The organism is Rhizobium grahamii (genome assembly GCF_009498215.1).
Lineage (GTDB): Bacteria > Pseudomonadota > Alphaproteobacteria > Rhizobiales > Rhizobiaceae > Rhizobium > Rhizobium grahamii_A.
Genome location: NZ_CP043498.1, coordinates 1,008,520 through 1,032,370, shown reverse-complemented (window position 1 = coordinate 1,032,370; position 23,851 = coordinate 1,008,520). Strand labels below are relative to the sequence as shown.

At 60.4% G+C, this 23,851-nt stretch carries 27 protein-coding genes and 1 pseudogene; 10 read left to right on the top strand and 18 right to left on the bottom strand.

Annotation, left to right across the window (positions count from 1 at the left end):
- Positions 1–4 precede the first annotated feature (4 nt).
- Complete coding sequence (gene aat / locus FZ934_RS05180; protein ID WP_153270190.1) at positions 5–619, top strand: leucyl/phenylalanyl-tRNA--protein transferase; 615 nt, start codon at positions 5–7, stop codon at positions 617–619.
- 3 nt (positions 620–622) lie between these two features.
- Here aat and FZ934_RS05175 read toward each other — a convergent pair whose 3' ends face one another.
- From FZ934_RS05175 to gatB, 5 genes and pseudogenes are all read right to left on the bottom strand, one after another.
- Positions 623–1,048, bottom strand: coding sequence for a DUF2155 domain-containing protein (locus tag FZ934_RS05175; RefSeq protein WP_153270189.1), 426 nt, complete (start codon positions 1,046–1,048; stop codon positions 623–625).
- A 104-nt stretch (positions 1,049–1,152) separates the two neighbouring features.
- Positions 1,153–1,551, bottom strand: a complete 399-nt coding sequence (locus FZ934_RS05170) for an NADH:ubiquinone oxidoreductase subunit NDUFA12 (RefSeq protein WP_153270188.1) — start codon at positions 1,549–1,551, stop codon at positions 1,153–1,155.
- Between the two features lie 104 nt (positions 1,552–1,655).
- Positions 1,656–2,117, bottom strand: coding sequence for a GNAT family N-acetyltransferase (locus FZ934_RS05165; RefSeq protein ID WP_153270187.1), 462 nt, complete (start codon positions 2,115–2,117; stop codon positions 1,656–1,658).
- A 14-nt stretch (positions 2,118–2,131) separates the two neighbouring features.
- A complete protein-coding gene (locus tag FZ934_RS05160) occupies positions 2,132–2,635 on the bottom strand; it encodes a GNAT family N-acetyltransferase (protein WP_153270186.1) in 504 nt (167 codons plus the stop codon).
- 4 nt (positions 2,636–2,639) lie between these two features.
- Positions 2,640–4,141 (bottom strand): annotated as a pseudogene (gene gatB, locus FZ934_RS05155) (Asp-tRNA(Asn)/Glu-tRNA(Gln) amidotransferase subunit GatB).
- 137 nt (positions 4,142–4,278) lie between these two features.
- On the opposite strand from gatB, the gene FZ934_RS05150 reads away from it, so the two are divergent.
- Positions 4,279–4,593 carry a DUF1294 domain-containing protein gene (locus FZ934_RS05150; RefSeq protein ID WP_432443608.1) on the top strand — a complete coding sequence of 105 codons (315 nt, stop codon included), beginning with the start codon at positions 4,279–4,281 and terminating at the stop codon, positions 4,591–4,593.
- Here the strand turns inward: FZ934_RS05150 and FZ934_RS05145 are convergent.
- Entirely contained in the window at positions 4,590–5,096 is a 507-nt protein-coding gene (locus FZ934_RS05145; RefSeq protein ID WP_153270184.1) for a GNAT family N-acetyltransferase, read from the bottom strand. The genes FZ934_RS05150 and FZ934_RS05145 overlap by 4 nt on opposite strands.
- 292 nt (positions 5,097–5,388) lie before the next feature.
- Here FZ934_RS05145 and FZ934_RS05140 point away from each other — a divergent pair, with 292 nt between their 5' ends.
- A complete protein-coding gene (locus FZ934_RS05140) occupies positions 5,389–5,646 on the top strand; it encodes a YjhX family toxin (protein ID WP_153270183.1) in 258 nt (85 codons plus the stop codon).
- 44 nt (positions 5,647–5,690) lie between these two features.
- On the opposite strand, the gene FZ934_RS05135 is transcribed toward FZ934_RS05140, so the two are convergent.
- The 6 genes from FZ934_RS05135 to FZ934_RS05110 all read right to left on the bottom strand — a co-directional run bounded on the left by FZ934_RS05135 (position 5,691) and on the right by FZ934_RS05110 (position 9,902).
- A complete protein-coding gene (locus FZ934_RS05135; protein WP_153270182.1) occupies positions 5,691–5,966 on the bottom strand; it encodes a hypothetical protein in 276 nt (91 codons plus the stop codon).
- Positions 5,967–6,032: 66 nt separating this feature from the next.
- On the bottom strand, positions 6,033–6,728 hold the full coding sequence (locus FZ934_RS05130; protein WP_153270181.1) for a hypothetical protein: 696 nt from the start codon (positions 6,726–6,728) through the stop codon (positions 6,033–6,035).
- A 14-nt stretch (positions 6,729–6,742) separates the two neighbouring features.
- Positions 6,743–7,249 carry a Panacea domain-containing protein gene (locus FZ934_RS05125; RefSeq protein WP_153270180.1) on the bottom strand — a complete coding sequence of 169 codons (507 nt, stop codon included), beginning with the start codon at positions 7,247–7,249 and terminating at the stop codon, positions 6,743–6,745.
- Positions 7,250–8,731, bottom strand: coding sequence for an Asp-tRNA(Asn)/Glu-tRNA(Gln) amidotransferase subunit GatA (gatA, locus tag FZ934_RS05120; RefSeq protein WP_153270179.1), 1,482 nt, complete (start codon positions 8,729–8,731; stop codon positions 7,250–7,252). It lies immediately after the preceding gene.
- Positions 8,732–8,785: 54 nt separating this feature from the next.
- Positions 8,786–9,073 carry an Asp-tRNA(Asn)/Glu-tRNA(Gln) amidotransferase subunit GatC gene (gatC, locus tag FZ934_RS05115; RefSeq protein ID WP_056820102.1) on the bottom strand — a complete coding sequence of 96 codons (288 nt, stop codon included), beginning with the start codon at positions 9,071–9,073 and terminating at the stop codon, positions 8,786–8,788.
- 124 nt (positions 9,074–9,197) lie between these two features.
- Positions 9,198–9,902, bottom strand: a complete 705-nt coding sequence (locus FZ934_RS05110; protein WP_153270178.1) for a metal-dependent hydrolase — start codon at positions 9,900–9,902, stop codon at positions 9,198–9,200.
- Positions 9,903–10,018: 116 nt separating this feature from the next.
- On the opposite strand from FZ934_RS05110, the gene ruvX reads away from it, so the two are divergent.
- Positions 10,019–10,513, top strand: coding sequence for a Holliday junction resolvase RuvX (ruvX, locus tag FZ934_RS05105; protein ID WP_153270177.1), 495 nt, complete (start codon positions 10,019–10,021; stop codon positions 10,511–10,513).
- Here ruvX and FZ934_RS05100 read toward each other — a convergent pair.
- From FZ934_RS05100 to FZ934_RS05085, 5 genes are all read right to left on the bottom strand, one after another.
- On the bottom strand, positions 10,450–10,782 hold the full coding sequence (locus FZ934_RS05100; protein ID WP_113361685.1) for a DUF6105 family protein: 333 nt from the start codon (positions 10,780–10,782) through the stop codon (positions 10,450–10,452). The two genes, ruvX and FZ934_RS05100, sit on opposite strands and share 64 nt — an antisense overlap.
- A complete protein-coding gene (locus tag FZ934_RS27745) occupies positions 10,779–10,952 on the bottom strand; it encodes a hypothetical protein (RefSeq protein WP_194273759.1) in 174 nt (57 codons plus the stop codon). Before FZ934_RS27745 ends, FZ934_RS05100 begins: the two co-directional genes overlap by 4 nt.
- Positions 10,953–11,075: 123 nt before the next feature.
- A complete protein-coding gene (locus FZ934_RS05095) occupies positions 11,076–11,738 on the bottom strand; it encodes a TetR/AcrR family transcriptional regulator (RefSeq protein WP_153270176.1) in 663 nt (220 codons plus the stop codon).
- 152 nt (positions 11,739–11,890) lie between these two features.
- Entirely contained in the window at positions 11,891–12,508 is a 618-nt protein-coding gene (locus tag FZ934_RS05090; protein ID WP_153270175.1) for a GNAT family N-acetyltransferase, read from the bottom strand.
- Entirely contained in the window at positions 12,508–14,157 is a 1,650-nt protein-coding gene (locus tag FZ934_RS05085) for an acyl-CoA dehydrogenase family protein (RefSeq protein WP_153270174.1), read from the bottom strand. The genes FZ934_RS05090 and FZ934_RS05085 overlap by 1 nt, the downstream gene beginning before the upstream one ends.
- A 182-nt stretch (positions 14,158–14,339) precedes the next feature.
- On the opposite strand from FZ934_RS05085, the gene FZ934_RS05080 reads away from it, so the two are divergent.
- The 4 genes from FZ934_RS05080 to dprA are packed head-to-tail and all read left to right on the top strand — an operon-like array spanning position 14,340 to position 18,372.
- A complete protein-coding gene (locus FZ934_RS05080) occupies positions 14,340–15,296 on the top strand; it encodes an aspartate carbamoyltransferase catalytic subunit (RefSeq protein WP_153270173.1) in 957 nt (318 codons plus the stop codon).
- Positions 15,293–16,582 carry a dihydroorotase gene (locus tag FZ934_RS05075; protein ID WP_153270172.1) on the top strand — a complete coding sequence of 430 codons (1,290 nt, stop codon included), beginning with the start codon at positions 15,293–15,295 and terminating at the stop codon, positions 16,580–16,582. The genes FZ934_RS05080 and FZ934_RS05075 overlap by 4 nt, the downstream gene beginning before the upstream one ends.
- A 19-nt stretch (positions 16,583–16,601) precedes the next feature.
- Positions 16,602–17,222 carry a glycerol-3-phosphate 1-O-acyltransferase PlsY gene (gene plsY, locus FZ934_RS05070; protein ID WP_153270171.1) on the top strand — a complete coding sequence of 207 codons (621 nt, stop codon included), beginning with the start codon at positions 16,602–16,604 and terminating at the stop codon, positions 17,220–17,222.
- A 1-nt stretch (position 17,223) separates the two neighbouring features.
- Positions 17,224–18,372 (top strand): DNA-processing protein DprA, encoded by a 1,149-nt coding sequence (gene dprA, locus FZ934_RS05065; RefSeq protein ID WP_153270170.1) that lies wholly within the window; start codon positions 17,224–17,226, stop codon positions 18,370–18,372.
- A gap of 4 nt (positions 18,373–18,376) precedes the next feature.
- Here the strand turns inward: dprA and FZ934_RS05060 are convergent, their stop codons facing one another.
- A complete protein-coding gene (locus FZ934_RS05060; RefSeq protein WP_246737840.1) occupies positions 18,377–18,628 on the bottom strand; it encodes a hypothetical protein in 252 nt (83 codons plus the stop codon).
- A gap of 183 nt (positions 18,629–18,811) precedes the next feature.
- Between FZ934_RS05060 and topA the strand changes: the two genes are divergently transcribed.
- Together topA and rnr are read left to right on the top strand one after the other, a co-directional pair.
- Positions 18,812–21,466, top strand: coding sequence for a type I DNA topoisomerase (gene topA, locus FZ934_RS05055; RefSeq protein ID WP_153270169.1), 2,655 nt, complete (start codon positions 18,812–18,814; stop codon positions 21,464–21,466).
- Positions 21,463–23,835 carry a ribonuclease R gene (gene rnr, locus FZ934_RS05050; RefSeq protein WP_153270168.1) on the top strand — a complete coding sequence of 791 codons (2,373 nt, stop codon included), beginning with the start codon at positions 21,463–21,465 and terminating at the stop codon, positions 23,833–23,835. The genes topA and rnr overlap by 4 nt, the downstream gene beginning before the upstream one ends.
- Positions 23,836–23,851 lie beyond the last annotated feature (16 nt).

Genomic DNA, 23,851 nt, shown 5'->3' with positions numbered 1-23,851 from the left:
GAGAATGGCAGGGTCGCGCAGGAAGTCTCCAGGCATAACACCGGAAATCCTCCTGCGCGCCTACTCCATCGGTCTCTTTCCGATGGCTGAATCGGCCGACGACCCGGAAATCTTCTGGGTCGAGCCCGATCTTCGCGGCGTCCTGCCGCTCGACGATTTTCACATTTCCAAAAGCCTCGCCAAGACGATCCGACGCAAGCCGTTCGATATTCGTTTCAACTATGATTTCGAGGCTGTCATCTCGGCCTGCGCGGCAGAGACAGGCGACCGGCCGAGCACCTGGATCAACCAGACCATCAGGTCTCTCTATTCGACGCTGCACCGGATCGGGCACGCCCATACCGTAGAGGCCTGGGACGGCGACCAGCTTGTGGGCGGGCTATACGGCGTTTCGCTGGGTTCGGCATTCTTCGGCGAGAGCATGTTCTCGCGACGCACCGACGCTTCGAAAATCTGTCTCGTTCATCTCGTGGAACGGCTGCGCGCCAAGGGCTTTACCCTGCTCGATACGCAATTCACGACCGAGCACCTGAAGACGTTCGGAGCGATCGACGTTCCGAAGGATGAATACGCGCACATACTCGCGGCGGCGATGGAATCGCCGAACCTTGAATTCTGAGATTTACTTGGCGGCCTTGTCGGGCGCAGGAACGTCCGAATTCTGCTTGCAGTCCTTCAGCCACACGTCATAGATCGGATGCTCGACGGCGTTGAGGCCGGGGCTATCGGCAAACATCCAGCCCGTGAAGATGCGGCGGATCTTGCGGTCGAGGGTGATCTCGTCGACTTCCACGAAACCATCGATTTTCTGCGCTTCAGCCTGGTCACGCGAATAGCAGGCCTTCGGCGTCACCTGCAGCGCGCCGAACTGCACGGTCTCGTTAACATAGACGTCGAAGGTCGTGATGCGGCCGGTGATCTTGTCGAGACCGGAGAAAACGGCAACGGAGTTCTCGATGCGGGCAGCAGAGGCGACTTGTGGCAGAAGGCCGAGCGCCAGTGAGAGCCCGGCGGCACGCAGGAGCTGGTTCCGCGTGAAAAGCTTCATATCTGCCCGTCTCCACAGCATCTTAAAAATCGAAGGCCGCAATTGCTGCGGCCATTCTGCGGGTAATGGTCAATTGTGGCCAAAAGCCGGGTCAGTGGCCCTGCTTAGTTGCCCGGCGTCCAGGCGTCGTAGTCGCCGGTAACGCGCGGGCGCTCGCCAGGAACAACCAGCGAGCCTGGAGGACGGTAAGCCTGCGGCGAACCGGTCGGGTTGGCGCGGTGCGGCTTCTGCCATTCCTTGGCGACGTAGTTTTCCTTCGTCGGAGGAACGTTGGTGCGGTGATGCATCCAGCCATGCCAGCCCGGAGGAATTGCCGAGGCTTCGGCATAGCCCTTGTAGATCACCCAACGCCGCGGAAGGCCGTAAGAGGACATGCCGCCTTCGTAGTAAACGTTACCCAATTCGTCTTCACCGACGCGCTTGCCAAAACGCCAGGTCGCGAAACGCGTACCGATCGTCTGACCGTTCCACCAGGTGAAGATTTGCACGAGTAGATTCTTCATGTCTTTTCCTTGAGCTTGCCGGATGGCGAGCGGGACCAGAATTCGATCCCTCGCTTATGCCGCCAGCGAGACGCATTGTCCAGTGATTCCAAAGCAACACAGGCTCATTTCAGGGCCATCTTGAAGCCGAGATGCGATTGCTTGAAGCCGAGCCGTTCGTAGAAACGGCGCGCATCGCTACGGCTGGCATTCGAGGTCAATTGAACGAGGCGCAGACCGCGACCTTTTGCCTCCGCGATGGCAAACTCGATCATTCGGGCACCGATGCCCTGCCCCCGCATGTCGCCGCGTGTCTGCACTGCCTCGATAATCATCGATGATGAGCCTCGGCCGACGAGCGCCGTCACGATCATTGTCTGGAACGTGCCGACAACCTGGCCTTCGCGTTCAGCAACATAGAGCGTCTGGTCCCGCGACGTCGCAATTCGCTCAAAAGCCCTCAGATACTCGCCGAAAACCTCTGGGGCCGTCGTGTCGCCATGACCGCCGAGTTCATCAGCAGCAAAGATGGCGACAAGCGCGGCGACGTCGGCACTGCGCGCCTCGCGAATGGTGATCTCGTTCATGCGGGAGTTGCGACCTAATGCTGTTCGAGAGCTTTTTCGAGGATCAGCGTCGGTATGCCGGATTGCCCGGGACCGTCGTTCTCATTGCGCCCGACATCCTCGAAGCCGTGGGCATGATAGAAGGCGATCGCGGTCGTGTTTCTCGGCTCGACCTCGAGGCGCATGATCTCGGCGTCGGGAAAGCAGGTTTCCAGCTCGGCGAAGATCTCGCGCCCGATGCCCTGGCGATGTAGCGGCTGCCGGACATAGAGCAGATGAAGCATGACGGTCTTCGTCATTTCATCCGACATGGCGGCATACCCGATGCCGCCGATGTCTTTGCCGTTGTCCGCAACCAGGAACTCGGCGTTCTTCTTCGCGAGTCTTGTCTGAAGTGCTGCCGGCGAAAACAGGTGTTCGATCAGCTCGCTCACCTTGGCTTCACCGTAGAGACCAGCGTAAGTCGCACGGAACCCTTCATCGAGCAGGATGCGGATCTTGCCAAGATCGCGCTCGCTGGCGGTGCGCACGAAATACACGGCCTTACTCCTCGATGCCGAGTTTCGCCTTGACGAGAGCCTGAACGGCCTGCGGGTTCGCCTTGCCGCCGGTCGCCTTCATCACCTGGCCGACGAACCAGCCGGCGAGTGTCGGCTTGGCCTGGACCTTGGCGACCTGATCCGGGTTGGCAGCGATGATTTCGTCGACAGCCTTCTCGATCGCGCCTGTATCGGTCACCTGCTTCATGCCGCGCGCTTCGACGATCTCGGCAGGATCACCGCCCTCGTTCAGCACGATTTCGAACACGTCCTTTGCGATCTTTCCGGAGATAGTCTCCCCTTGATCAGGTCAATGATCGCGCCCAGCTGAGCCGGCGAAACGGGAGTTTCCTCGATGCTCTTGCCGATGCGGTTCAGGGCGCCGAGCAGGTCGTTGATGACCCAGTTGGCGGCAGCCTTGCCATCGCGGCCTTCGGCAACGGCTTCGAAATAGTCGGCAATCGCCTTTTCCGAGACCAGAACGGAAGCGTCGTAGATCGACAGACCAAGCTCGCGCACGAAGCGCTCCTTCTTGTCGTCAGGTAACTCTGGCAGATCGGCTTCGAGCGCCTTGACGAAGGCATCGTCGAACTCGAGCGGCAGGAGATCCGGATCCGGGAAGTAGCGGTAGTCGTGTGCATCTTCCTTGGAGCGCATCGAACGCGTCTCGCCCTTGTTCGGGTCGAAGAGACGGGTTTCCTGTTCGATCGCGCCGCCGTCTTCCAGAATGCCGATCTGGCGGCGGGCTTCGTATTCGATCGCCTGACCGATAAAACGGATGGAGTTGACGTTCTTGATCTCGCAGCGCGTGCCGAATTCGGTGCCCGGACGACGGACGGAGACGTTGACGTCGGCGCGCATGGAGCCTTCGTCCATATTGCCGTCGCAGGTGCCGAGGTAGCGCACGATCGCGCGCAGCTTCGTCATATAGGCCTTGGCTTCGTCGGAGGAGCGCATGTCAGGCTTGGAGACGATCTCCATCAGCGCGACGCCCGAACGGTTGAGGTCGACGTAGGACATGGTGGCGTGCTGGTCGTGGAGCGACTTACCCGCGTCCTGCTCCAGATGCAGTCGCTCGATGCCGATCTCGATATCCTCGAACTGGCCCTGACGATCCGGACCGAGCGAGATGATGATCTTGCCTTCGCCGACGATCGGATCCTTGAACTGCGAGATCTGATAGCCCTGCGGCAGGTCGGGATAGAAATAGTTCTTGCGGTCGAAGAGCGAGCGCTTGTTGATCTGCGCCTTCAGACCAAGACCCGTGCGGACGGCCTGCCTGACGCATTCCTCGTTGATGACGGGCAGCATGCCGGGCATGGCCGCATCGACGAGCGAAACGTTGGAATTCTGCGGCTTGCCGAATTCGGTCGCAGCGCCCGAGAACAGCTTCGAATTCGACAGCACCTGCGCATGGACTTCCATGCCGATGATGACTTCCCAGTCGCCAGTGGCGCCGGGAATGAAGCGTTTCGGATCAGGCGTGCGAACGTCGACAAGGGTCATGGAAATGCTCTTTTGAGGCTATCTTATTCAACAGGTGAGGTAACGGAAATGGCTTGCGGGTGCAAGGCTTTCGGCTGTGCGTCGCAGCAAGGCAGCCGGTTTGGTGCATGTTAACGCATCGACATTAGCCTGAGCCGATCATGGCAACGCATATTCTGACAATCCTTGCACTCTTCCTCGCGCTGAACGCCCTCGCCTTCCTGGTCTATTTTCTGGACAAGCAGGCCGCGCGCAACCGCCGGAGGCGGATCAGCGAGAGGACGCTGCTGACGCTGGCGCTGATCGGCGGCAGCCTGGGCGCCGTTTGCGCGCAAAAACTGCTACGCCACAAGACGCAAAAGGAACCGTTTCGGTCGCTGCTCAAGGCAATCATCGTGTTTCATGCCACCTCCGCCATTCTTCTCTCGGCTGTGGCCGGATACATGATTTTGGAGCTGCCGCTGCTAGACTAGACTGAGCCGTATGTTCCATCGTCGGCGGAGACGAGCGATTTTGAGAGGCCGACGGATGGCACATCGCGGTCGAGCTTGGGGTTGTAAGCGATCGACAGCCAGTGAATGGCGTATCCGCGTTTCTGGAAGAAGCTGATCGCCTCGGTGTTCCCGGAGTGTGTCTGCATCGCCGCCGTGTCGAAGCCGTGCCCGGCGATCTCTCTTTCAAGTTCCTGCAGGAGTGCTGTTCCGAGGCCATGGCCGATGAAAGACGGATCGATCCAGAAATCCGAAATCTTCTCGTCGAGCGTTTCGCGCGCGGCCCAGCCCGCCGCGTGTCCGTTCCACTCGATGACCGTAACCGTGATCCAGCTGTTCGAAACGAAATTGAAGAAAGCACTCCTGGCAGCATCGAGCATGGCATCCGCTTCGCCGATCGACGTCATCGCCTTCTGCCAGGCCCTTACACCGATCTCGCTCAAAAGCTCCGCTTCATCGTCACGAGCATTGCGAATATGGATCAACGACACCTCCGTGCTGAGATCGAATTAAAGCACCGAATCGCCGCGTTATCAAAACCTTACGGTCGCGACGGGAATTTCTTGTTGAGAATCCCTCAACAGTTGCAAAACTTGACCTCGCGCCCTGCAGACGGTATCAAGGCGCCATGTTGAACTCATACTCTGAGACCCGGTAGAGGCCCTGCCCGCAAGTTTCCCTGCGCGCACGGGCCCGAAAAACGAAGCCCTGACGTCCAATCGGACGCCAGATCGTTTTTGTGCGCCCACTGGGCGCTATTACCGGATCAACATATCCATGGACATTTCACGCTCGGAGCAGCGTATCCTGCACCTATTGGCCCAGGGTGGCCGCATTGAAATCGAACGCGACGACAACAGAAAAATCGAAACGGTGAAGTGCTTCACCCGCGACGGCTGGGCTTACCCCGGCTTTGGTATCGAGCTGTTTCGCAAACTGAAGCAGAAGCGGGCGATCAAGTCCTCGGGTGGCAAGCCCTACCGCATCACAGAACGAGGTTTGGTTCTCGTGAGGGCAGAACAGGACAACAGGTAGCCTTTCGACATTCAGCCGCGCGTCGCCTCGGCGCGCGGCCTTGTTCACCGAAGAGCGGCAAGCTCCGCTTTCATCACGGACCACTCCTCGGCCACAGTCCCCGTCCCGCGACGCTTGCCGGCTCGGCGGTACCAGTAGTCGGCATTCCAGTCGTCGCCTTCGATACGGTGGCAGATCGCATGCCCCCAGTCGAAAGGCGCCTCGCCTTCATGCGCCTGGCAGATCTCGTGCACCGCCTGCCACTCGGCACCCATGGTGAAACTGGATGCAGCAAGACCGTCCAACGCCGACACGAGGTCCGCGATGCCCGATATCGTCATTATGCATCCTTCCTACCGCAGCCTTCAGTTAAAGAAGTTCGGTCGCAAGCGAGAGTCCGGGAACACTTAAAAGAACAGCGGCAAATCTCGATCTTTGAGCGGGCGGCGTCTCCGCGTAACCAAGTTTTGCGCCTCAATGTAATCCAAAGCAGCCCTCACAACGCGAAGGTGGGAATTGATCCGATCATCATTCCATATGTCCAGATTAGAGAGACCGTACACCTTCGTAGAACGCCCCTTCGTCTTCTCTCTCTCCGCCACATCAACGATTTCGACTTCGACACTCTCTCCATAAAATTCCTGATCGAGAAGGAATTTCTTTACGATGGATGCATACAGGCCAACCTGATCCAACGTTAAGGGTGTCCCTTTTCGAGGCTGAAGGTAGTACGCCTTAATTACATTCTGTTCTGAGAAGAAAAATGGAATTCGATACGATGCACTACGATCCTCGCCATAGTGAAATCGTCTAGCCTCAAGGTCAAACACGTTTGTCCGACGCCCGAAAGAGATTGGCGCAGCGAGAGACACGAGCTCAAGATTCGCCTTTTGTCCAACTTTGTTTTTGCTGATACCCTGAGGCATTGTTAGATGCTTGATGTCATGGAGCCCTTTGTAGGCAGCTTTGACACGCTTGCTTGCATCCAGGTAATTGAAGCCATGTCCGGACTGCTCTAGCTCGGCAACTACATAGGCAATGGCGGCATCTTCGTTAAATGAAGGCACCCGAACAATATCGGGCAAAGAAAGTGAAACGCGCAAGTTCTCCTCCTAACCTATAGGGGTCTAACTCCGTTTCCTCCCGCACGAAGAATCCACAATTTAATTGATTCGTTAGGAATAGCCATCCCAGCTACCGCACCATCCCCAGCTTTTCTCCATACCTTGTCCCAAGGTCCGTCTCGCTCGTGCGTGAGATCCACTAGGTTGTAAGGATGGAAACTGTGATAATACTCAAACAGGTCAATTAGAAATTGCGTTTTCTCTTCCGAGAAAGATGCCCTAGCCTCAATCACACCCCCGGTTTGAACATCTATTTTCGTGAGCTTCTCACGAACACTATCACTTCTAAAGCGCTTCAATTGATCGTAGACGACCCGAACGACCGGCCCATATTGCCAAGCTTCAAAGGGTTGGCCGATAAGTGGTTCTCCGTACTTTCCTAGGTGCCAGGCGTGCGCGAAGAACAATATCTTTTGTAGCTGCAGATGGCTAACTTCGAGACCGCGAGACCAAGCAAGGCTCAACAAAAAATTGGCTATCGCTCTCGCGTCCTCAGGCATTTACCACCACTTGGCGGGGGTGAACCTGCCGGCAGCCTGCTCGATCACGTGCGCGGTCTTGAAGAGCGTCTCTTCGTCGAAGGGCTTGCCGATCAGCTGCAGGCCGAGTGGGAGACCCTTGTGGTCGAGGCCGGCGGGAACGGCAATGCCCGGCAGACCGGCCATGTTCACCGTCACGGTGAAGATGTCGTTCAAGTACATCTTCACCGGATCCGAAGCGAGGTTCTCGTCAGCGACGCCGAATGCCGACGACGGGGTCGCGGGCGTCAGGATCGCGTCGACGCCGGCGTTGAACGCCAGTTCGAAGTCGCGCTTGATCAGCGTGCGAACCTTCTGGGCCTTGATGTAGTAGGCGTCGTAGTAGCCGGCTGAGAGAACGTAGGTGCCGATCATGATGCGGCGCTTAACTTCCTTGCCGAAGCCAGCGGCACGCGTCTTCTCGTACATGTCGACGATGTCCTTGCCATCGACGCGTAGGCCGTAGCGGACGCCGTCATAACGGGCAAGGTTCGACGAGGCTTCCGCCGGAGCGACGATGTAGTAGGCCGGCAGGGCGTACTTGGTGTGCGGCAGCGAGATGTTGACGATCTCGGCGCCGGCATCCTTCAGCCAGGCAATGCCCTGCTGCCAGAGCGTTTCGATCTCGTCAGGCATGCCATCGACGCGGTATTCGTTCGGAATGCCGATCTTCATGCCCTTCAGCGACTGGCCGAGGACGGCTTCATAATCCGGAACCGGCAGATCGACGGAGGTCGTGTCCTTCGGATCGACCGACGCCATCGACTTCAGCAGGATCGCGGCATCGCGGACATCGCGGGCAATCGGGCCGGCCTGATCGAGGGAGGATGCGAAGGCTACCGTGCCCCAGCGCGAGCAACGGCCGTAGGTCGGCTTGATCCCAACAGTGCCGGTGAAGGCTGCAGGCTGGCGGATCGAGCCGCCGGTATCCGTTGCCGTGGCGCCGGCGCAGAGGTGGGCTGCAACGGCAGCAGCCGAGCCGCCGGACGAGCCGCCCGGTACGAGCTGCTGGTTGGAGCCAGCCGAACGCCAGGGATTGATCACCGCACCGTAGTACGAGGTCTCGTTGGAAGAGCCCATTGCGAACTCATCCATGTTGAGCTTGCCGAGCATGACGGCGCCATCGTCCCACAGGTTCTGCGTGACGGTCGACTCATAATGCGGCTTGAAACCGTCGAGGATGTGGCTGCAGGCCTGCGTATGAATGCCTTCGGTGGCGAACAGGTCCTTGATGCCAAGCGGGATCCCTTCGAGCTCACCGCCCTTGCCGCCGGCGAGGCGCGCATCGGAGGCTTCGGCCATCTGCAGCGCCTTTTCGGGCGTGACCTTGATGTAGGCGTTGAGCTTTTCGTTGGCCGCCTCGATCGCCGAAATATAGGCTTCGGTCAGTTCGGTCGCTTTGATTTCCTTGGCGCGCAGCTTCGTGCGGGCTTCGGCAATGGTCAGGCTGGTGAGTTCGCTCATGGTAATTCGCTTCAAATCTGGAATGGCAACGGAGGTCGGAAAACGGCGAAGGCCTTATTCGACGACTTTGGGTACCAAGAAGAAATTCTGATCGGTGACCGGCGCGTTAGAGACAATGTCGGCAGCCTTGTTGCCGTCGGTCACGTTATCGGTGCGCTTCTTCATCTCCATCGGCGTGACCGATGTCATTGCCTCGACGCCTTCGACGTCGACTTCGGAGAGCTGCTCGACGAAGCCGAGGATACCATTCAGCTCACCCACCATGCGATTTGCCTCTTCTTCGGTGACGGCAATACGGGCAAGGCGCGCTACACGCTTAACGGTGGCAAAGTCGACGGACATGGTATTCTCCGGATAGGATTTTTCCTACCCGCTATAAAGGCCATGCCCGCTGTGCGCAACGGGCATGGCCTTTCGATTGCGTAGAATTCCGCCACCGAAATCGGAGCGGTTTTGCAGAGGCGATCTAGAAGGAAAGGCTTTCGCCCGGCTTCGGCGCCTTGACGGTCGTCTTCGATCCGTCCATGCCGGAAACGAACTTCTCCGGCGTCTGATCGATGATCGGGAAGGTGCCGTAGTGGCAGGGGATCGCGGTCTTGAAGTTGAAGTAGCGCTGGCAAGCCAAGGCCGCAACCGCGCCGCCCATCGTGAAGCGGTCGCCGACCGGCACCAGTCCGATGTCAGGCTGATGCAGTTCATTGATCAGCGCCATGTCCGAGAAGATGTCGGTGTCGCCCATGGCGAGGATGGAGGCTTCCTCGTCGAAATGCAGCATCAGGCCGTTTGCATTGCCGAGCGCATGAGAAACGCCGTCTTCGGTGATCTGGGCGGAGGAATGCAGCGCGTTGGTGAAGGTTGCCGAGAAACCGTCGAAGGAAACGGTCCCACCGGTATTGCCCATTTCGAGCTTCGTCAGGCCCTTCGAACCGAGCCACGAGGCAAGATCGGCGTTGGCGAGAACAACCGCGCCCGTCTCCTTGGCAAGTGCGACGGTATCGCCGACGTGATCGCCGTGGCCGTGCGTGAGAAGGATGTGGGTAACGCCGCTGACGGCATCCTTCAGATTCTGACCTGAAAACGAGGAATTGTGCGTCAGGAAGGGGTCCAGCAGGATTTTCGCCTTTCCGACCTCGATGCGGAAAGCGGAGTGACCAAGCCAAGTGATCTTCATGAAATTCTCCTTTTATTATGGATGCAAAAGCCTGCTTTGCTCGCTATGCACATATCCGATGCGACCGCAAAGAAAAGCGGCGCTGCTTCAATTTCTTTTGACGGGATGAAACGACGATGACAGTGCTGACGATCGAAGAGCTGGCGACGGTGTTGCAGCCGGGACAGGCGATCGCGGGCCTCGATCTCGGCACCAAGACAATCGGGCTCTCAATGTCGGATCTCGGCCGGCGCTTTTCGACGCCGCGGCCCGTCCTCAGGCGCGAGAAGTTTTCAATCGACGCGACGACTCTGCTGGACTTTGCCGCCAAGGAAAAGGTTACGGCCTTCGTGATCGGCCTGCCCATGAATATGGACGGATCAGCCGGACCGCGCGTTCAGGCAACGCGCGCCTTCGTGCGCAACATGGAGCAGAAAACCGACCTGCCCTTCGTCTATTGGGACGAGCGGCTGTCGACTGTTGCCGCCGAGCGGGCGCTGCTGGAAATGGACGTCTCACGGAAGCAGCGTGCCGAGCGGATCGACTCGGCTGCGGCAAGCTTCATTCTTCAGGGAGCTCTGGACAGGCTTTCCTTGCTCGGCAGAGCCGCGTCCGAAGACCGCGACGCCTGACGGGCACGCCACCAGGCGGCAATTGCCTTGCGCCGGCGGAAGCCGATGATTGCGAAAACGACAAGACTATCGACGGCGATCGCGCGGGCGACCAGCGGCGGAATCGTTTCCGGCGGAATGCCGAGCACCTTGCCATAAATCTGGAAAGTCAGGTCATGAACCTGCCTGCTCAGCATGAAGATGCCGAAATTCATGTCGTAATAGGAGAGCCAGTACCATCCCGCCAGGAAGACGATCGGACCGGCCCAAAAGATCAGAAACCACTTCATGCGGCCGTCTCTCGTTCTCTGCGAATGGATAGGCCCTCATGGGAAACCGCCCATATCGACAACGCCATCGTACCCAGAACCAGCGCCGGCACAGCGATATCCAGCGCAAGCACAGCGAAAAACATCATCGCGGCAACAAGAAACGCGGCTCTTGCGATTTTGGTTCCCATGGTTCCAGACACCCAACATTTTGGACTGCCTGGCAAACTGACTTCTTACCGGGGGAGGCGCAACGTAAACCATTTATTAAGGTTAACGCGCACCGGGATGCCTGTGGAAAGTTCGTCCCCGTCTCAGCCGTAAACGCCGCGAACGATACGCTTCAGGGCGGTCGCGGCCTTCTCCCAATCCTTCGACGTTTTCAGCGCCAGTCCGGCGCACTGGCCGCCAGCCGATGCCGAAAGAACGAGATGCTGAATGGCGGCAATCAGAATCGCATTGACGGCAACGACGTCGACGCCCTTCGGCGGCGTCAGCGATCCCCGCATGCGATCGAGCCAGCTTGCCAGGGCTTTCGACCGCGCTTCGGAAAGCCGCCTCACCTGCTCGGTGTTTTCCGAAACTTCCCAGGCAACGATTCGGCGAACAAGCGGATCGTCCCGCAGCGCCTCAAGGAAAAGCAGCGACAGCCGTTCCATGAGGTCGCCGTAGGTCAGGAGGAACATCCCACCTGTATCCTCGGGGATGCGGTCCTTGACCCAATTGCCGAGATCCGCGCCGATCGCTTCGACCAGACCGTTCAAGCCACCGTAGTAGCGGTAGATCAGCTGCTTGTCGCATCCGGCACGGCGGGCGACAGCGTTGATGCCGAAGTTCTGGAACCCTTCTTCCGCCAACAGCGCCTTGGCTGCGTTCAGGATCGCTTTTTCCGTCGCGCCGCGGTCGCGGATGCGCTTCTCGGGTTCGACACGGGTTGCGTCGGAAACGGGCGCAAGTACCATTGGGTCGTTGAGCATGAGGGATTCGGTCCAGTTGTCACTTTCCGGTGAGTAACAACGCCACACATGCCCGGCAACGGACTGTTCTTGAAAGATTGTGGACAGTTTGCCGAAGACGACAACAATTTCAAAGCTGTCACCATGCGGCGACATCACGCCGCTGTGGGACGTTAGAGTCGCTGCCCGAACCAGACTGTACGGTCGGAGCCCTCGACCAGAGGCGGCTGCTGTCGGCTGAACCCGCGGGAGCTCCAGAACCGTAGCGCACCGTGATTGCCGGCGTTGGCACCGAGATGGACGGCGTCCACGCCAGCCTTCCGGGCAGTCGTGAACCACATGTCCAGAAGTCTCGTTCCCATCCCCTGCCCCTGCAAACGTGGCAGCAGGTTCATATGGATATGAGCGGGAAAGGCTTCGACAAGCCGGGCAGGTGCGCGCGACGGATGATGAATTGCAGCGATGCGCTTCTGGTCCGCGTCCCAGCTCTCGGCATCGCCCTGCGGATCGGCGTAGGCTTCGCGAAGTGCTGGCCACCAGTCGCGCTCGAGCCGCTCTTCAAACGCGACCGTATCGAACACGCCGACGATATAGCCGGCGACGCCTTCGGCGTCTTCCACCACAAAGGCGGATTCGGGGCTCAGCATCACATAAGGTGCGGAATAGATGTGCCCGATCAACTTTCCGTCGCGATGCAATCCGGTCGCATCGCTGCCGGCATCGCCTGTTACCAGCGAGATTCCGTAGATCTGCTCAAGATCGTCGGCGCGGACGGGACGCAGCTCAGTCATCAGCTTGCCGGCGGATAGAGAAGATCGACGATGTAGCTGGCGTCGAAGCGCGAATCCAGCATGCCGTAGGTCGAGCGCCAGCCGCCCGCGAGGCGGGTCTCGATAAAGGCATCGGCAATCCGCCCTGCCCCCAGGCGATAGAGTTCGGCGGCACCGGCAGCGAGCGCCAGCTGTTCGACCAGCAGGCGCGCAGCCCCCTCGTCCCGCTCGCAAAGCGCCATGGCGGCGCGAAGCACGTCGATGGTCTTCTTGCCGGCCGGTCCGAGATCGCGCGCTAGCCCTGCGAATACCGTCTCGAACAGATCCTTGCCGCGGTTCAGGATGCGCAGCACATCAAGTGCCATGACATTGCCCGAACCTTCCCAGATCGCGTTGACGGGCGCTTCGCGGTAGTGGCGGGCGATAGGCCGTTCCTCGATGTAGCCGCTGCCGCCGATGCACTCCATCGCCTCATAGATCAGCGACGGCGTGATCTTGCAGCACCAGTATTTGGCAACCGGCGTCATCACACGGGCATAGGCTGCCTCTTCAGCACTGCCGCGTGCCCGGTCGAAGGCATCGGCAAGCCGGAAGGACAGAGCTGTCGCGGCCGCCACATCGAGCGCCATATCGGCGAGCACACGAGTCATGATCGGCTGGCTGACCAGCATCTTGCCGAAAACGCTGCGGCCGCGTGTGTGGTGTACGGCCTCGGCCAGCGAGGCGCGCATGATGCCTGAAGAAGCCAGCGCGCAGTCGAGCCGCGTCAATGTCACCATATCGAGAATAGTGCGGATACCGCCATCCGGCGTGCCGAGCAGGAAGCCGAAGGTATCGTTGAACTCGACCTCGGACGAGGCATTGGAGCGATTGCCCACCTTGTCCTTGAGACGCTGGAAGTGCAGGCCGTTCGCCGAACCGTCTTCGAGAAGACGTGGAACGAGGAAGCAGCCCATTCCATCCTTTGTCTGCGCCAGCATCACGAAGGCGTCGCTCATCGGCGCCGACATGAACCACTTGTGGCCGGACAGACGATAGATGCCTTCGCTGACCTTTTCGGCCGTCGTCGTGTTGGCACGAACGTCCGTGCCGCCCTGCTTCTCGGTCATGCCCATGCCGATCGTCACGGCGGACTTCTGCATGGCAGGCTTGTTGGTGGAATCGTATTTGCGCGACAGGATCTTCGGCGCCCAGTCCTTCTGGACGGCCGGCGAAGCCGAAAGCGCTGCGACGGAAGCGCTCGTCATCGTCAGCGGGCAAAGATGGCCGGATTCCAACTGTGCCGTCAGATAGAAGCGCGCGGCCCTGACCTTGTGCGCCTGGTTCTTCGCCTCAGTGTCGGCCTGCGGATCCCAGACCGACGAATGCAGCCCCGACGACATCGAACGGCGCATCAGCGCATGCCAGGCCGGGTGGAACTCTACGACATCCAATCGCTCGCCGCGCGGACCGTGCGTGCGCAGCTGCGGCACGCCCTGATTCGCCATACGCGCCAGCTCCTGCGCCTCCGGCGAGGTCACGTAGCGGCCCATATTGTCGAGGTCGTCGCGGATGCCGCGCGGCAGCGTGCCGGTCAGGTCGACGATCAGCGGATCGGACCTGTAGGCATTGATGCCGGACCACAGGCTCGGCTGGTTCAGTTCGGCAAGTTTCTCTTCGGCGGGCGTCATGAGTCGCTTCTAGTGCAAGAGGCAGGCAAAGGGAAACCGGAAGTTATATTTTCCCCTCTCCTCTGCAATAGTTGAAATCCGGCAAAATTGCAGGGGGAGACGGGCGTTTGCCCACAGCACAAGCTTGCCGCCGCCCGGCTCACTCTTTATAGACCCCGCAGACGACAGCAAGAGGCAGGTTCATGGTCTTCTTTCCCCACCGCCACCTCATCGGTATCAAAGGGCTCACAGAGCAGGATATCACCTTTCTCCTCGATAAGGCCGACGAGGCCGTCAAGATCAGCAGGCAGAGGGAAAAGAAAACCTCGACGCTGAGGGGGCTCACGCAAATCAACCTATTCTTCGAGGCATCGACGCGCACGCAGGCCTCCTTCGAGCTTGCCGGCAAACGCCTCGGCGCCGACGTGATGAACATGTCGGTCGGCAATTCTTCGGTGAAGAAGGGCGAGACGCTGATCGATACGGCGATGACGCTGAACGCGATGCGGCCCGACGTGCTCGTGATCCGCCATTCCAGCGCCGGTGCCGCCGCCCTGCTCGCACAGAAGGTTTCCTGCTCGGTGGTCAACGCCGGCGACGGCCAGCATGAGCATCCGACGCAGGCGCTGCTCGACGCGCTGACGATCCGCCGCGCCAAGGGCAAGCTCTCGCGCATCATCGTCGCGATCTGCGGCGACGTGCTGCATTCGCGCGTGGCGCGCTCGAACATCTTGTTGCTGAACGCCATGGGCGCGCGCGTACGTGTCGTCGCGCCTGCAACCCTCCTGCCGTCAGGCATCGCCAACATGGGTGTCGAGGTCTTCCATTCCATGAAGGAAGGGCTGAAGGACGCCGACGTGGTGATGATGCTGCGCCTGCAGCGCGAGCGCATGTCCGGTGCCTTCGTGCCGTCGGTACGCGAATACTATCATTTCTATGGGCTCGACGCGGAGACGCTGAAGGCGGCGAAGGAAGATGCGCTTGTCATGCATCCCGGCCCGATGAACCGCGGCGTCGAGATCTCCTCCGAGGTTGCCGACGGCCCGCAGAGCGTGATTGCGGAACAGGTGGAAATGGGGGTCGCCGTGCGCATGGCCGTCATGGAGACGCTGCTGGTCTCACAGAACCAGGGTCCCCGCACCGAAGGAGCCGGCGCATGAAGAACTCGATCGTCCTCAAGAACGTTCGCATCGTCGACCCCTCGCGCAATCTCGATGAAATCGGCAGCATCATCGTCAAGGATGGCTTGATCGTTGCGGCCGGCGCGGATGCGCAGAACCAGGGAACGCCGGATGGAGCCGCGGTGCGTGATTGCACTGGTCTCGTTGCCACGCCTGGCCTGGTGGATGCGCGTGTTCATATCGGCGAACCGGGTGCCGAACATCGCGAAACCATCGCCTCGGCGAGCCGTGCGGCAGCTGCCGGCGGCGTGACCTCTGTTATCATGATGCCGGACACCGATCCCGTCATCGACGACATCGCGCTTGTCGAGTTCGTGAAGAAGACGGCGAAGGACAAAGCGCTGATCAACGTCTATCCGGCAGCCGCCATTACCAAACACCTTGCAGGCGAGGAAATGACCGAGATCGGCCTGCTGATGGAAGCCGGCGCCGTGGCGTTTACCGACGGCCGCTCGAGCATTCATGACACGCAGGTTCTGCGCCGCGTCATGACCTATGCGCGCGAATTCGGCGCCGTGGTCTCGTGCGAGACCCGCGACAAGTATCTCGGCGCCACCGGCGTCATGCATGAGGGGCTGTTTGCGAGCTGGCTCGGTCTCGGCGGCATTCCGAAAGAAGCAGAGCTCATCCCTCTCGAACGCGATCTGCGTATCGCCAAGCTGACGCGCGGCAACTACCACGCCGCGATGATCTCAGTTCCGGAATCGGTCGAAGCGATCGAGCTTGCACGCAGCCGCGGTGCACGCGTCACCTGCGGTATCTCGATCAACAATCTCTCGCTCAACGAAAACGACATCGGCGAATACCGGACCTTCTTCAAGCTCTATCCGCCGCTGCGCTCCGAAGACGACCGCGTGGCCATGGTGGACGCGCTGGCGCGCGGTGCGATTGATATCATCGTCTCCTCGCACGATCCGCAGGACGTCGACACCAAACGCCTGCCCTTCGGCGAAGCGGCTGACGGCGCAGTCGGCCTCGAAACGATGCTCGCTGCGGCGCTTCGCCTGCATCACAGCGGTCAGGTCAGCCTGATGCGGCTGATCGATGCGATGTCGACGCGGCCGGCGCAGATCTTCGGCCTCGATGCCGGCACGCTGAAGCCGGGCGCAAAAGCAGATATCACGCTGATCGATCTCGATGACCCTTGGCTTGTCTCGAAGGACATGCTTCTTTCCCGCTCGAGGAACACGCCGTTCGAAGACGCGCGCTTCAGCGGACGCGCCGTTGCGACCTACGTCGCCGGACGCTGCGTGCATACAATATAAAAAGACCACCGGAGGGAACATGGTCTCGGATCTCATGACTTGGCAGATCACGCTGCCGATCGCGCTTGCGGCGGCCGCCATCGGCTACCTGCTCGGCTCCATCCCTTTCGGCCTGATCCTGACGAAGGCGGCAGGGCTTGGCGACGTGCGCAGCATCGGATCCGGCAATATCGGCGCGACCAACGTGCTCAGAACCGGCAACAAGAAGCTTGCAGCCGCAACGCTCCTTCTCGATGCGCTGAAGGCATCGGCCGCAGCCTGGATCGTCGGCTACTTCCTGGGTAACGAGGCGGCCCTGATTGCAGGCTTCTTCGCCTTCATCGGTCACCTCTTCCCGGTCTGGATCGGCTTCAAGGGCGGCAAGGGCGTTGCCACCTACATCGGGACGCTGCTTGGCGTTGCGCCGATCATGGTTCTGGCTTTCGCTGTGGTCTGGTTGGCGGTCGCTTTCACGACCCGGTACTCCTCGCTTGCCGCATTGGTTGCAATGCTTGTCATTCCGGTTGCATTGTGGATACTGGGCGCAGAGAAGGTTGCAGCGGTCATGGCGATCATGACCGTCATCTCCTACTGGAAGCACCAGGCCAACATCTCCCGCCTGATAAGCGGGACGGAAAGCAAGATCGGGGCGAAGGGATAGAATGGACGCTCGCAGCGCAAGGCCAAAGGGAATTGCGCTAACGGAACGCCAACGCATCGCATGGCTGCGTCTCATCCGCTCCGACAATGTCGGGCCGGCGACCTTTCGCGACCTCATCAATCACTTCGGATCCGCAGAGACGGCGTTGGCCGCCCTGCCCGAACTTTCGGCACGCGGCGGGGCGACGCGCTCCATCCGCATAGCGACAGAGAGCGAAGCGCATCGCGAGCTTGAAGAAGCTCAGCGCTTCGGCGCAAGGTTTGTCGGCATCGGGGAGCCGGAATACCCACAGACTCTCCGGCATATCGATGGAGCTCCGCCTCTCCTTGCGGCAAAGGGAAATCTCTCGGCTGCGATTCGGCCGGGTGTCGGCATCGTCGGTTCGCGGAACGCGTCAATCAGCGGCGCCAAGTTTGCTGCCATGATTGCGCGTCATTGCGGGCAAGCAGGCTACACGGTCCTGTCGGGACTTGCTCGCGGTATAGATACCGCGGCCCATCGCGCCAGTCTGGAAACCGGTACCATCGCCGCAATGGCCGGCGGGCTGGACAAGCCTTACCCGCCAGAGAATACCGCTTTGCTGGAAGAGATCTGGAACGGCAACGGGCTGGCAATCAGCGAGATGCCGTTCGGATGGGAACCGCGAGCCCGGGACTTTCCGCGACGAAACAGACTGATTGCCGGCGCCTCCCTCGGCGTCGTCGTCGTCGAGGCGGCGACACGGTCCGGTTCCTTGATCACCGCGCGGCTTGCCGGCGAGTTCGGACGACTGGTCTTCGCGGTGCCGGGTTCACCGCTGGACCCACGAAGCCAGGGGACCAATGAGCTCCTGAAGGATGGCGCCCTTATCGTCACCGCCCCGCATGACGTCGTGCAGGCTCTCGCTCCCTTAACGCAGTACGATCTGTTCTCGCCTCCGCTGGCCGAAGAGCCTGAGCAGGAACCGCGCTTCTCGTTGCTGCCGCCTGATGATTCCGACCGCGCGCGGATTGTCGATGCGCTTGGTCCGACACCAACCGAGATCGACGACATCATTCGCCATACGGAGCTGGCCGCTTCGGCGGTCTATCTCGTGCTGCTGGAGCTTGATCTTGCCGGACGGCTGCACCGGCATGCCGGTGGGCTCGTCTCCCTTGCAATGGATCCGTAAATTCCTACATGCGTGCTTGAAGATCTCCGGCCTCGACGTACGCCATCTCGATCAGATAGCAAAGCATCTCGGCCTTTTCGTTTTCCGCTACCTTGCGCAACTCAGCCAGCATCTGGCGAATGAAGGCGATGTTCTCGCGGGAGCCGGATTTGCTAGCATCTCTTTTTGCGTAATTAGCCGCCATGGCCAGACTCATTCCCGGATTGAGAAGGCTGTCATAGGCAGCCCGAACCACACGCAAAAAACGATAACGCAATAATCAGAAATTGCAACACGCGATATATCTTCTTTTGGTTGTATCGCGTTGTAATAGGTAAAAATGCATGCAAACCACTTGACCGGAACGATTTACCTGTCCATGTCGAAGAACCGGCAAGCATAACGCGGCAGGCTTTTCAATCAGCCAAGAAGCCGAGCGGCACTTTATTAGAGAATCATCATGAATGTTGTAGTGGTGGAATCGCCTGCGAAGGCAAAGACGATCAACAAGTATCTGGGATCCGGATACAAGGTGCTCGCCTCCTTCGGACACGTGCGCGATCTGCCTGCCAAGGACGGATCGGTTTTGCCCGATCAGGATTTCGAAATGCTTTGGGAGGTCGATGGGGCCTCGGCAAAGCGCATGAAGGACATCGCCGACGCGGTTAAGTCCTCTGACGGCCTGTTCCTCGCAACCGACCCGGATCGCGAGGGTGAGGCGATTTCCTGGCACGTGCTTGACATGCTGAACAAGAAGCGCGTCCTGAACGGCAAGACAGTGAAGCGTGTGGTGTTCAACGCGATCACCAAGAAGGCCGTTCTCGATGCCATGGCCGATCCGCGCGACATCGACGTGCCGCTGGTCGACGCCTATCTGGCACGCCGTGCGCTCGACTATCTTGTCGGCTTCAACCTGTCGCCGGTGCTTTGGCGCAAGCTGCCCGGCGCACGATCCGCCGGACGTGTGCAATCGGTGGCGCTTCGCCTCGTCTGCGACCGCGAATCCGAGATCGAGCGCTTTATATCCGAAGAATACTGGAATCTCTCGGCGCTGCTGAAGACGCCGCGCGGCGACGAATTCGAGGCGAAACTGGTTGCAGCCAATGGCAAGCGGTTGCAGGCCCGGTCGATTGCGAATGGCGAGGAAGCCGGCAAGCTGAAGGCGCTTCTGGACGGTGCGTCCTACGTGGTCGACACGGTCGAGGCAAAGCCCGTCAAGCGCAACCCGGGACCACCCTTCACAACCTCCACATTGCAGCAGGCCGCCTCGTCGAAGCTCGGCTTCTCGGCATCGCGCACGATGCAGGTCGCACAGAAGCTCTATGAAGGCTTCGATATCGGCGGCGAGACCGTCGGTCTCATTACCTATATGCGTACCGACGGTGTACAGATGGCGCCGGAAGCGATCGATGCCGCGCGTAGCGCCATCGTCGATCAGTTCGGCCAGCGCTATCTGCCGGAGAAAGCCCGCTTCTACTCCACCAAAGCGAAGAACGCTCAGGAAGCCCACGAAGCAATCCGCCCGACGGACTTCAATCGTTCGCCGGATCGCGTGCGCCAGTATCTGGATGCCGATCAGATCAAGCTCTACGACCTGATCTGGAAGCGCGGCATCGCCAGCCAGATGGCCTCGGCCGAGATCGAGCGCACCACCGCGGAGATCACCGCCGATAACAAGGGCGAGAAGGCTGGCTTGCGCGCCGTCGGCTCTGTCATCCGCTTCGACGGCTTCATCGCCGCCTATACCGATCAGAAGGAAGACGGCGAGCAGAGCGACGATGGCGACGAGGATGGCCGCCTGCCGGAGATCAATGCCCGCGAGAACCTCGCCAAGCAGAAGATCAATTCGAGCCAGCACTTTACCGAGCCGCCGCCGCGCTATTCAGAAGCTTCGCTCATCAAGAAGATGGAAGAGCTCGGCATCGGCCGTCCGTCGACCTATGCCGCCACGCTCGCCACACTGCGCGACCGCGAATACGTGACGATCGACAAGCGCAAGCTCATTCCGCAGGCCAAGGGCCGGCTGGTGACGGCCTTCCTCGAAAGCTTCTTCACGAAGTATGTCGAGTACGATTTCACGGCCGACCTCGAGGAGAAGCTCGACCAGATTTCAGCCGGCGAGCTGAACTGGAAGCAGGTGCTGCGCGATTTCTGGACGGACTTCTTCGCCCAGATCGAGGACACCAAGGAACTGCGCGTCACGAACGTGCTGGATGCCCTGAATGAGGCGCTGGCGCCGCTCGTCTTCCCGAAGCGGGAAGATGGGGGTGATCCCCGCATCTGCCAGGTGTGCGGCACCGGCAATCTGTCCTTGAAGCTCGGAAAATACGGCGCCTTCGTCGGCTGCTCGAACTATCCGGAGTGCAACTATACGCGCCAGCTTTCGTCCGAAGGCGGTTCGGAAGCCGAAGGCGTTGCGCTGAACGAACCGAAGAACCTCGGTACCGATCCGGTGACCGGCGAAGAGCTTACGCTGCGTTCGGGCCGCTTCGGCCCCTACATCCAGCGCGGTGATGGCAAGGAAGCCAAGCGTTCCTCGCTGCCGAAGGGCTGGAAGCCAGAGGACATCGACTACGAGAAGGCGATGGCGCTGATTTCGCTGCCACGCGATATCGGCAAGCATCCGGAAACCGGCAAGATGATTTCTTCCGGCATCGGTCGCTATGGACCGTTCCTGCTGCATGATGGCGGCTACGCCAACCTTGAAAGCGTCGAAGACGTCTTCTCGATCGGCCTCAACCGCGCCGTGACCGTGATTGCCGACAAGGCGAGCAAAGGCCCTGCCGGACGCGGCCGGACTGCTGCGGCAGCGTTGAAGGAACTGGGCGACCATCCGGATGGCGGCGCGATCACCGTTCGCGACGGCAAGTATGGTCCCTACGTGAACTGGGGCAAGGTCAATGCGACCCTGCCGAAGGGCACCGATCCGCAGGCCCTGACCGTCGAGGAAGCGCTGGCGCTCATCGCCGCCAAGGCAGGCAAGGCACCGGCATCGAAGAGCAAGGCAAAGCCGAAGGCGAAAGCCACCTCGGCTGAAACCAAGACGAAGACCGCCGCCAAGCCGAAGACGACCAAAGCCAAGGCGCCGGCAAAGACGAAGAAGAGCGAAGAGTGAGCAAAATCCCGCGGGAAAGAACGAAGGGCATGGGCAAGCGTCCCGGCAAGATCGGACGCGCCAGCCTGCAACCCGCCGCCGAACCGCTGAACATCGCCCACGGGGCCCTGCCCTCCCGCGAAGTGATTCTGCGCTTTATCGCCGACCATCCGCAGAAGGCGTCGAAGCGCGAGCTTGCGAAGGCCTTCGGACTGAAAGGCGACAGCCGCGTCGAGCTGAAGCACCTCCTGCGCGAACTGGAGCAGGAAGGTATGCTCCAAAAGACACGCAAGTCGCTGATCCGACCCGGCGCACTGCCGCCGGTTACCGTGCTCGACATCACGACGCGCGACAAGGACGGCGAACTGATCGGACGCCCGGCGGAATGGCCGGAGGAGATGGGGGTTGCGCCCGCCGTCGCCATCCGCCAGTCGACATCGGCAGCAGGTCGCAACGGCAAGGGCAAGGCTCCTGTCGCCGGCATAGGCGACCGTATCCTGGCGAAGATCTTTCCGGCCTCTGATCGCGGCGGCCCGGCCTATACGGCACGCATCATCAAGATCCTGGACAAGCGCCGCGGCGCGTTGCTCGGCGTCTTCAAGGATGCACCTGGTGGTGCCGGTCGTCTGCTGCCGATCGAGCGGCGCGGCGAGGAAATGGTGATCGACCCCGAGTACAAGGGCGAGGCCAAGGACGGCGATCTTGTCGAGGTCGAAGTTGCCCGTCTCGGTCGATTCGGCCTGCCGCGTGCCAAGGTGCTCTCGATCGTCGGCTCCGTCGCATCCGAGAAGGCGATCTCGATGATCGCTATCCATGCGCATGGCATCCCTTATACATTCCCGCCTGCCGTCGTCGCCGAAGCCGACGATGCCAAGCCCGCGACGATGTCGCATCGCGAGGACTGGCGCGATGTGCCGCTGATCACCATCGATCCGGCTGACGCCAAGGACCATGACGACGCCGTCTACGCCGAGGCGGACCCCTCGCCCGACAATCCGGATGGTGTCATCGTTACTGTCGCCATCGCCGATGTCTCCTATTACGTTCGCCCGAACTCTCCGCTCGATCGCGAAGCGCTGAAGCGCGGCAACTCGGTCTATTTCCCCGACCGGGTGGTGCCGATGCTGCCGGAGCGGATCTCGAACGATCTCTGCTCGTTGAGAGAAGGTCAGGACCGGCCGGCGCTTGCCGTTCGCATGATGTTTTCGAAGGAAGGCCGCAAGATCGGCCATACCTTCCATCGCGTGATGATGAAGAGCGCGGCAAAGCTCTCTTACCAGCAGGCGCAGGCGGCGATCGACGGCAAGCCCGACGACAAGACGGGACCGCTTCTCGAACCGATCCTGAAGCCGCTCTGGAATGCCTACCGGATCATGACGCTCGGTCGTGGGCGCCGGCAGCCACTCGAACTCGACATGCCGGAGCGCAAGATCCAGCTGAAACCCGACGGCACCGTGGATCGCGTCGTCGTGCCGCCGCGCCTCGACGCGCACAAGCTGATCGAAGAAATGATGATCCAGGCCAACGTTTCGGCAGCCGAGACGCTGGAGAAGAAGCGGCAGGTGCTGATCTACCGCATCCATGACGGTCCGACGCTCGCCAAGCAGGAAGTGCTGCGCGAGTTCCTGGCAACGCTTGGCATATCGCTTCCCAAGGGCGGCAACATGCGCGCCAACAATTTCAACATGATCCTCGCCAAGGCGGATGACACGCCGCACCAGACGATGGTCAACGAGATGGTGCTGCGCTCGCAGAGCCAGGCGATCTACAGCCCGGAGAATATCGGGCACTTCGGCCTGAACCTAATGAAGTATGCGCACTTCACCTCGCCGATCCGCCGCTATGCGGACCTGATCGTGCATCGTGCGCTGGTCGGCTCGCTCGGCTTCGGTGAGGGCGGAATCACGCCAGACGAAGAAGCCGCACTTGACGATATTGCCGCCGAGATCTCGACCTTCGAGCGCCGCGCCATGGCCGCCGAGCGCGAGACGGTCGATCGCCTGATTGCGCATCATCTTGCCGGTCGTGTCGGCGAGGAATTCGAAGGGCGCATAGGAGGCGTGACGAAATCGGGACTATTTGTCGCCCTGCCGGACTATGGAGCGGACGGCTTCATTCCTATATCTACGCTCGGAACGGACTACTTCATCTATGATGAGGCGCATCAGGCGCTGTCTGGCGAGAAAACCGGCCTCGGATATCGCCTGGGGGACAGCGTTACGGTGAAACTTGCGGAAGCCATTCCGCTCGCCGGTGCGCTTCGTTTCGAGATGATCAGCGAAGGGCGAAAGATGCCCACTGCTGTACGTTCGTTCCATAAGGCTGGCCGGCGCGACGCAAGCCGCGCGCGCAAACAGGCCGGAACAAGGCCGCCAAGAGGGCGGCGATAGGCGTGTAGGGACGCCG

What these genes read in the sequence shown, in the direction of transcription:
- FZ934_RS05135 (WP_153270182.1), bottom strand. Translation starts at nt 5,966, where the DNA reads ATGACGATATCGGGCATCGCGGACCTCGTGTCGGCGTTGGACGGTCTT.
- FZ934_RS05090 (WP_153270175.1), bottom strand. Translation starts at nt 12,508, where the DNA reads ATGACTGAGCTGCGTCCCGTCCGCGCCGACGATCTTGAGCAGATCTAC.
- FZ934_RS05140 (WP_153270183.1), top strand. Translation starts at nt 5,389, where the DNA reads ATGGACATTTCACGCTCGGAGCAGCGTATCCTGCACCTATTGGCCCAG.
- dprA (WP_153270170.1), top strand. Translation starts at nt 17,224, where the DNA reads ATGGACGCTCGCAGCGCAAGGCCAAAGGGAATTGCGCTAACGGAACGC.
- FZ934_RS05075 (WP_153270172.1), top strand. Translation starts at nt 15,293, where the DNA reads ATGAAGAACTCGATCGTCCTCAAGAACGTTCGCATCGTCGACCCCTCG.
- FZ934_RS05165 (WP_153270187.1), bottom strand. Translation starts at nt 2,117, where the DNA reads ATGAACGAGATCACCATTCGCGAGGCGCGCAGTGCCGACGTCGCCGCG.
- gatA (WP_153270179.1), bottom strand. Translation starts at nt 8,731, where the DNA reads ATGAGCGAACTCACCAGCCTGACCATTGCCGAAGCCCGCACGAAGCTG.
- topA (WP_153270169.1), top strand. Translation starts at nt 18,812, where the DNA reads ATGAATGTTGTAGTGGTGGAATCGCCTGCGAAGGCAAAGACGATCAAC.
- FZ934_RS05080 (WP_153270173.1), top strand. Translation starts at nt 14,340, where the DNA reads ATGGTCTTCTTTCCCCACCGCCACCTCATCGGTATCAAAGGGCTCACA.
- FZ934_RS05175 (WP_153270189.1), bottom strand. Translation starts at nt 1,048, where the DNA reads ATGAAGCTTTTCACGCGGAACCAGCTCCTGCGTGCCGCCGGGCTCTCA.
- gatC (WP_056820102.1), bottom strand. Translation starts at nt 9,073, where the DNA reads ATGTCCGTCGACTTTGCCACCGTTAAGCGTGTAGCGCGCCTTGCCCGT.
- ruvX (WP_153270177.1), top strand. Translation starts at nt 10,019, where the DNA reads ATGACAGTGCTGACGATCGAAGAGCTGGCGACGGTGTTGCAGCCGGGA.
- FZ934_RS05100 (WP_113361685.1), bottom strand. Translation starts at nt 10,782, where the DNA reads ATGAAGTGGTTTCTGATCTTTTGGGCCGGTCCGATCGTCTTCCTGGCG.
- FZ934_RS05085 (WP_153270174.1), bottom strand. Translation starts at nt 14,157, where the DNA reads ATGACGCCCGCCGAAGAGAAACTTGCCGAACTGAACCAGCCGAGCCTG.
- aat (WP_153270190.1), top strand. Translation starts at nt 5, where the DNA reads ATGGCAGGGTCGCGCAGGAAGTCTCCAGGCATAACACCGGAAATCCTC.
- FZ934_RS05170 (WP_153270188.1), bottom strand. Translation starts at nt 1,551, where the DNA reads ATGAAGAATCTACTCGTGCAAATCTTCACCTGGTGGAACGGTCAGACG.
- FZ934_RS27745 (WP_194273759.1), bottom strand. Translation starts at nt 10,952, where the DNA reads ATGGGAACCAAAATCGCAAGAGCCGCGTTTCTTGTTGCCGCGATGATG.
- FZ934_RS05095 (WP_153270176.1), bottom strand. Translation starts at nt 11,738, where the DNA reads ATGCTCAACGACCCAATGGTACTTGCGCCCGTTTCCGACGCAACCCGT.
- FZ934_RS05110 (WP_153270178.1), bottom strand. Translation starts at nt 9,902, where the DNA reads ATGAAGATCACTTGGCTTGGTCACTCCGCTTTCCGCATCGAGGTCGGA.
- FZ934_RS05125 (WP_153270180.1), bottom strand. Translation starts at nt 7,249, where the DNA reads ATGCCTGAGGACGCGAGAGCGATAGCCAATTTTTTGTTGAGCCTTGCT.
- plsY (WP_153270171.1), top strand. Translation starts at nt 16,602, where the DNA reads ATGGTCTCGGATCTCATGACTTGGCAGATCACGCTGCCGATCGCGCTT.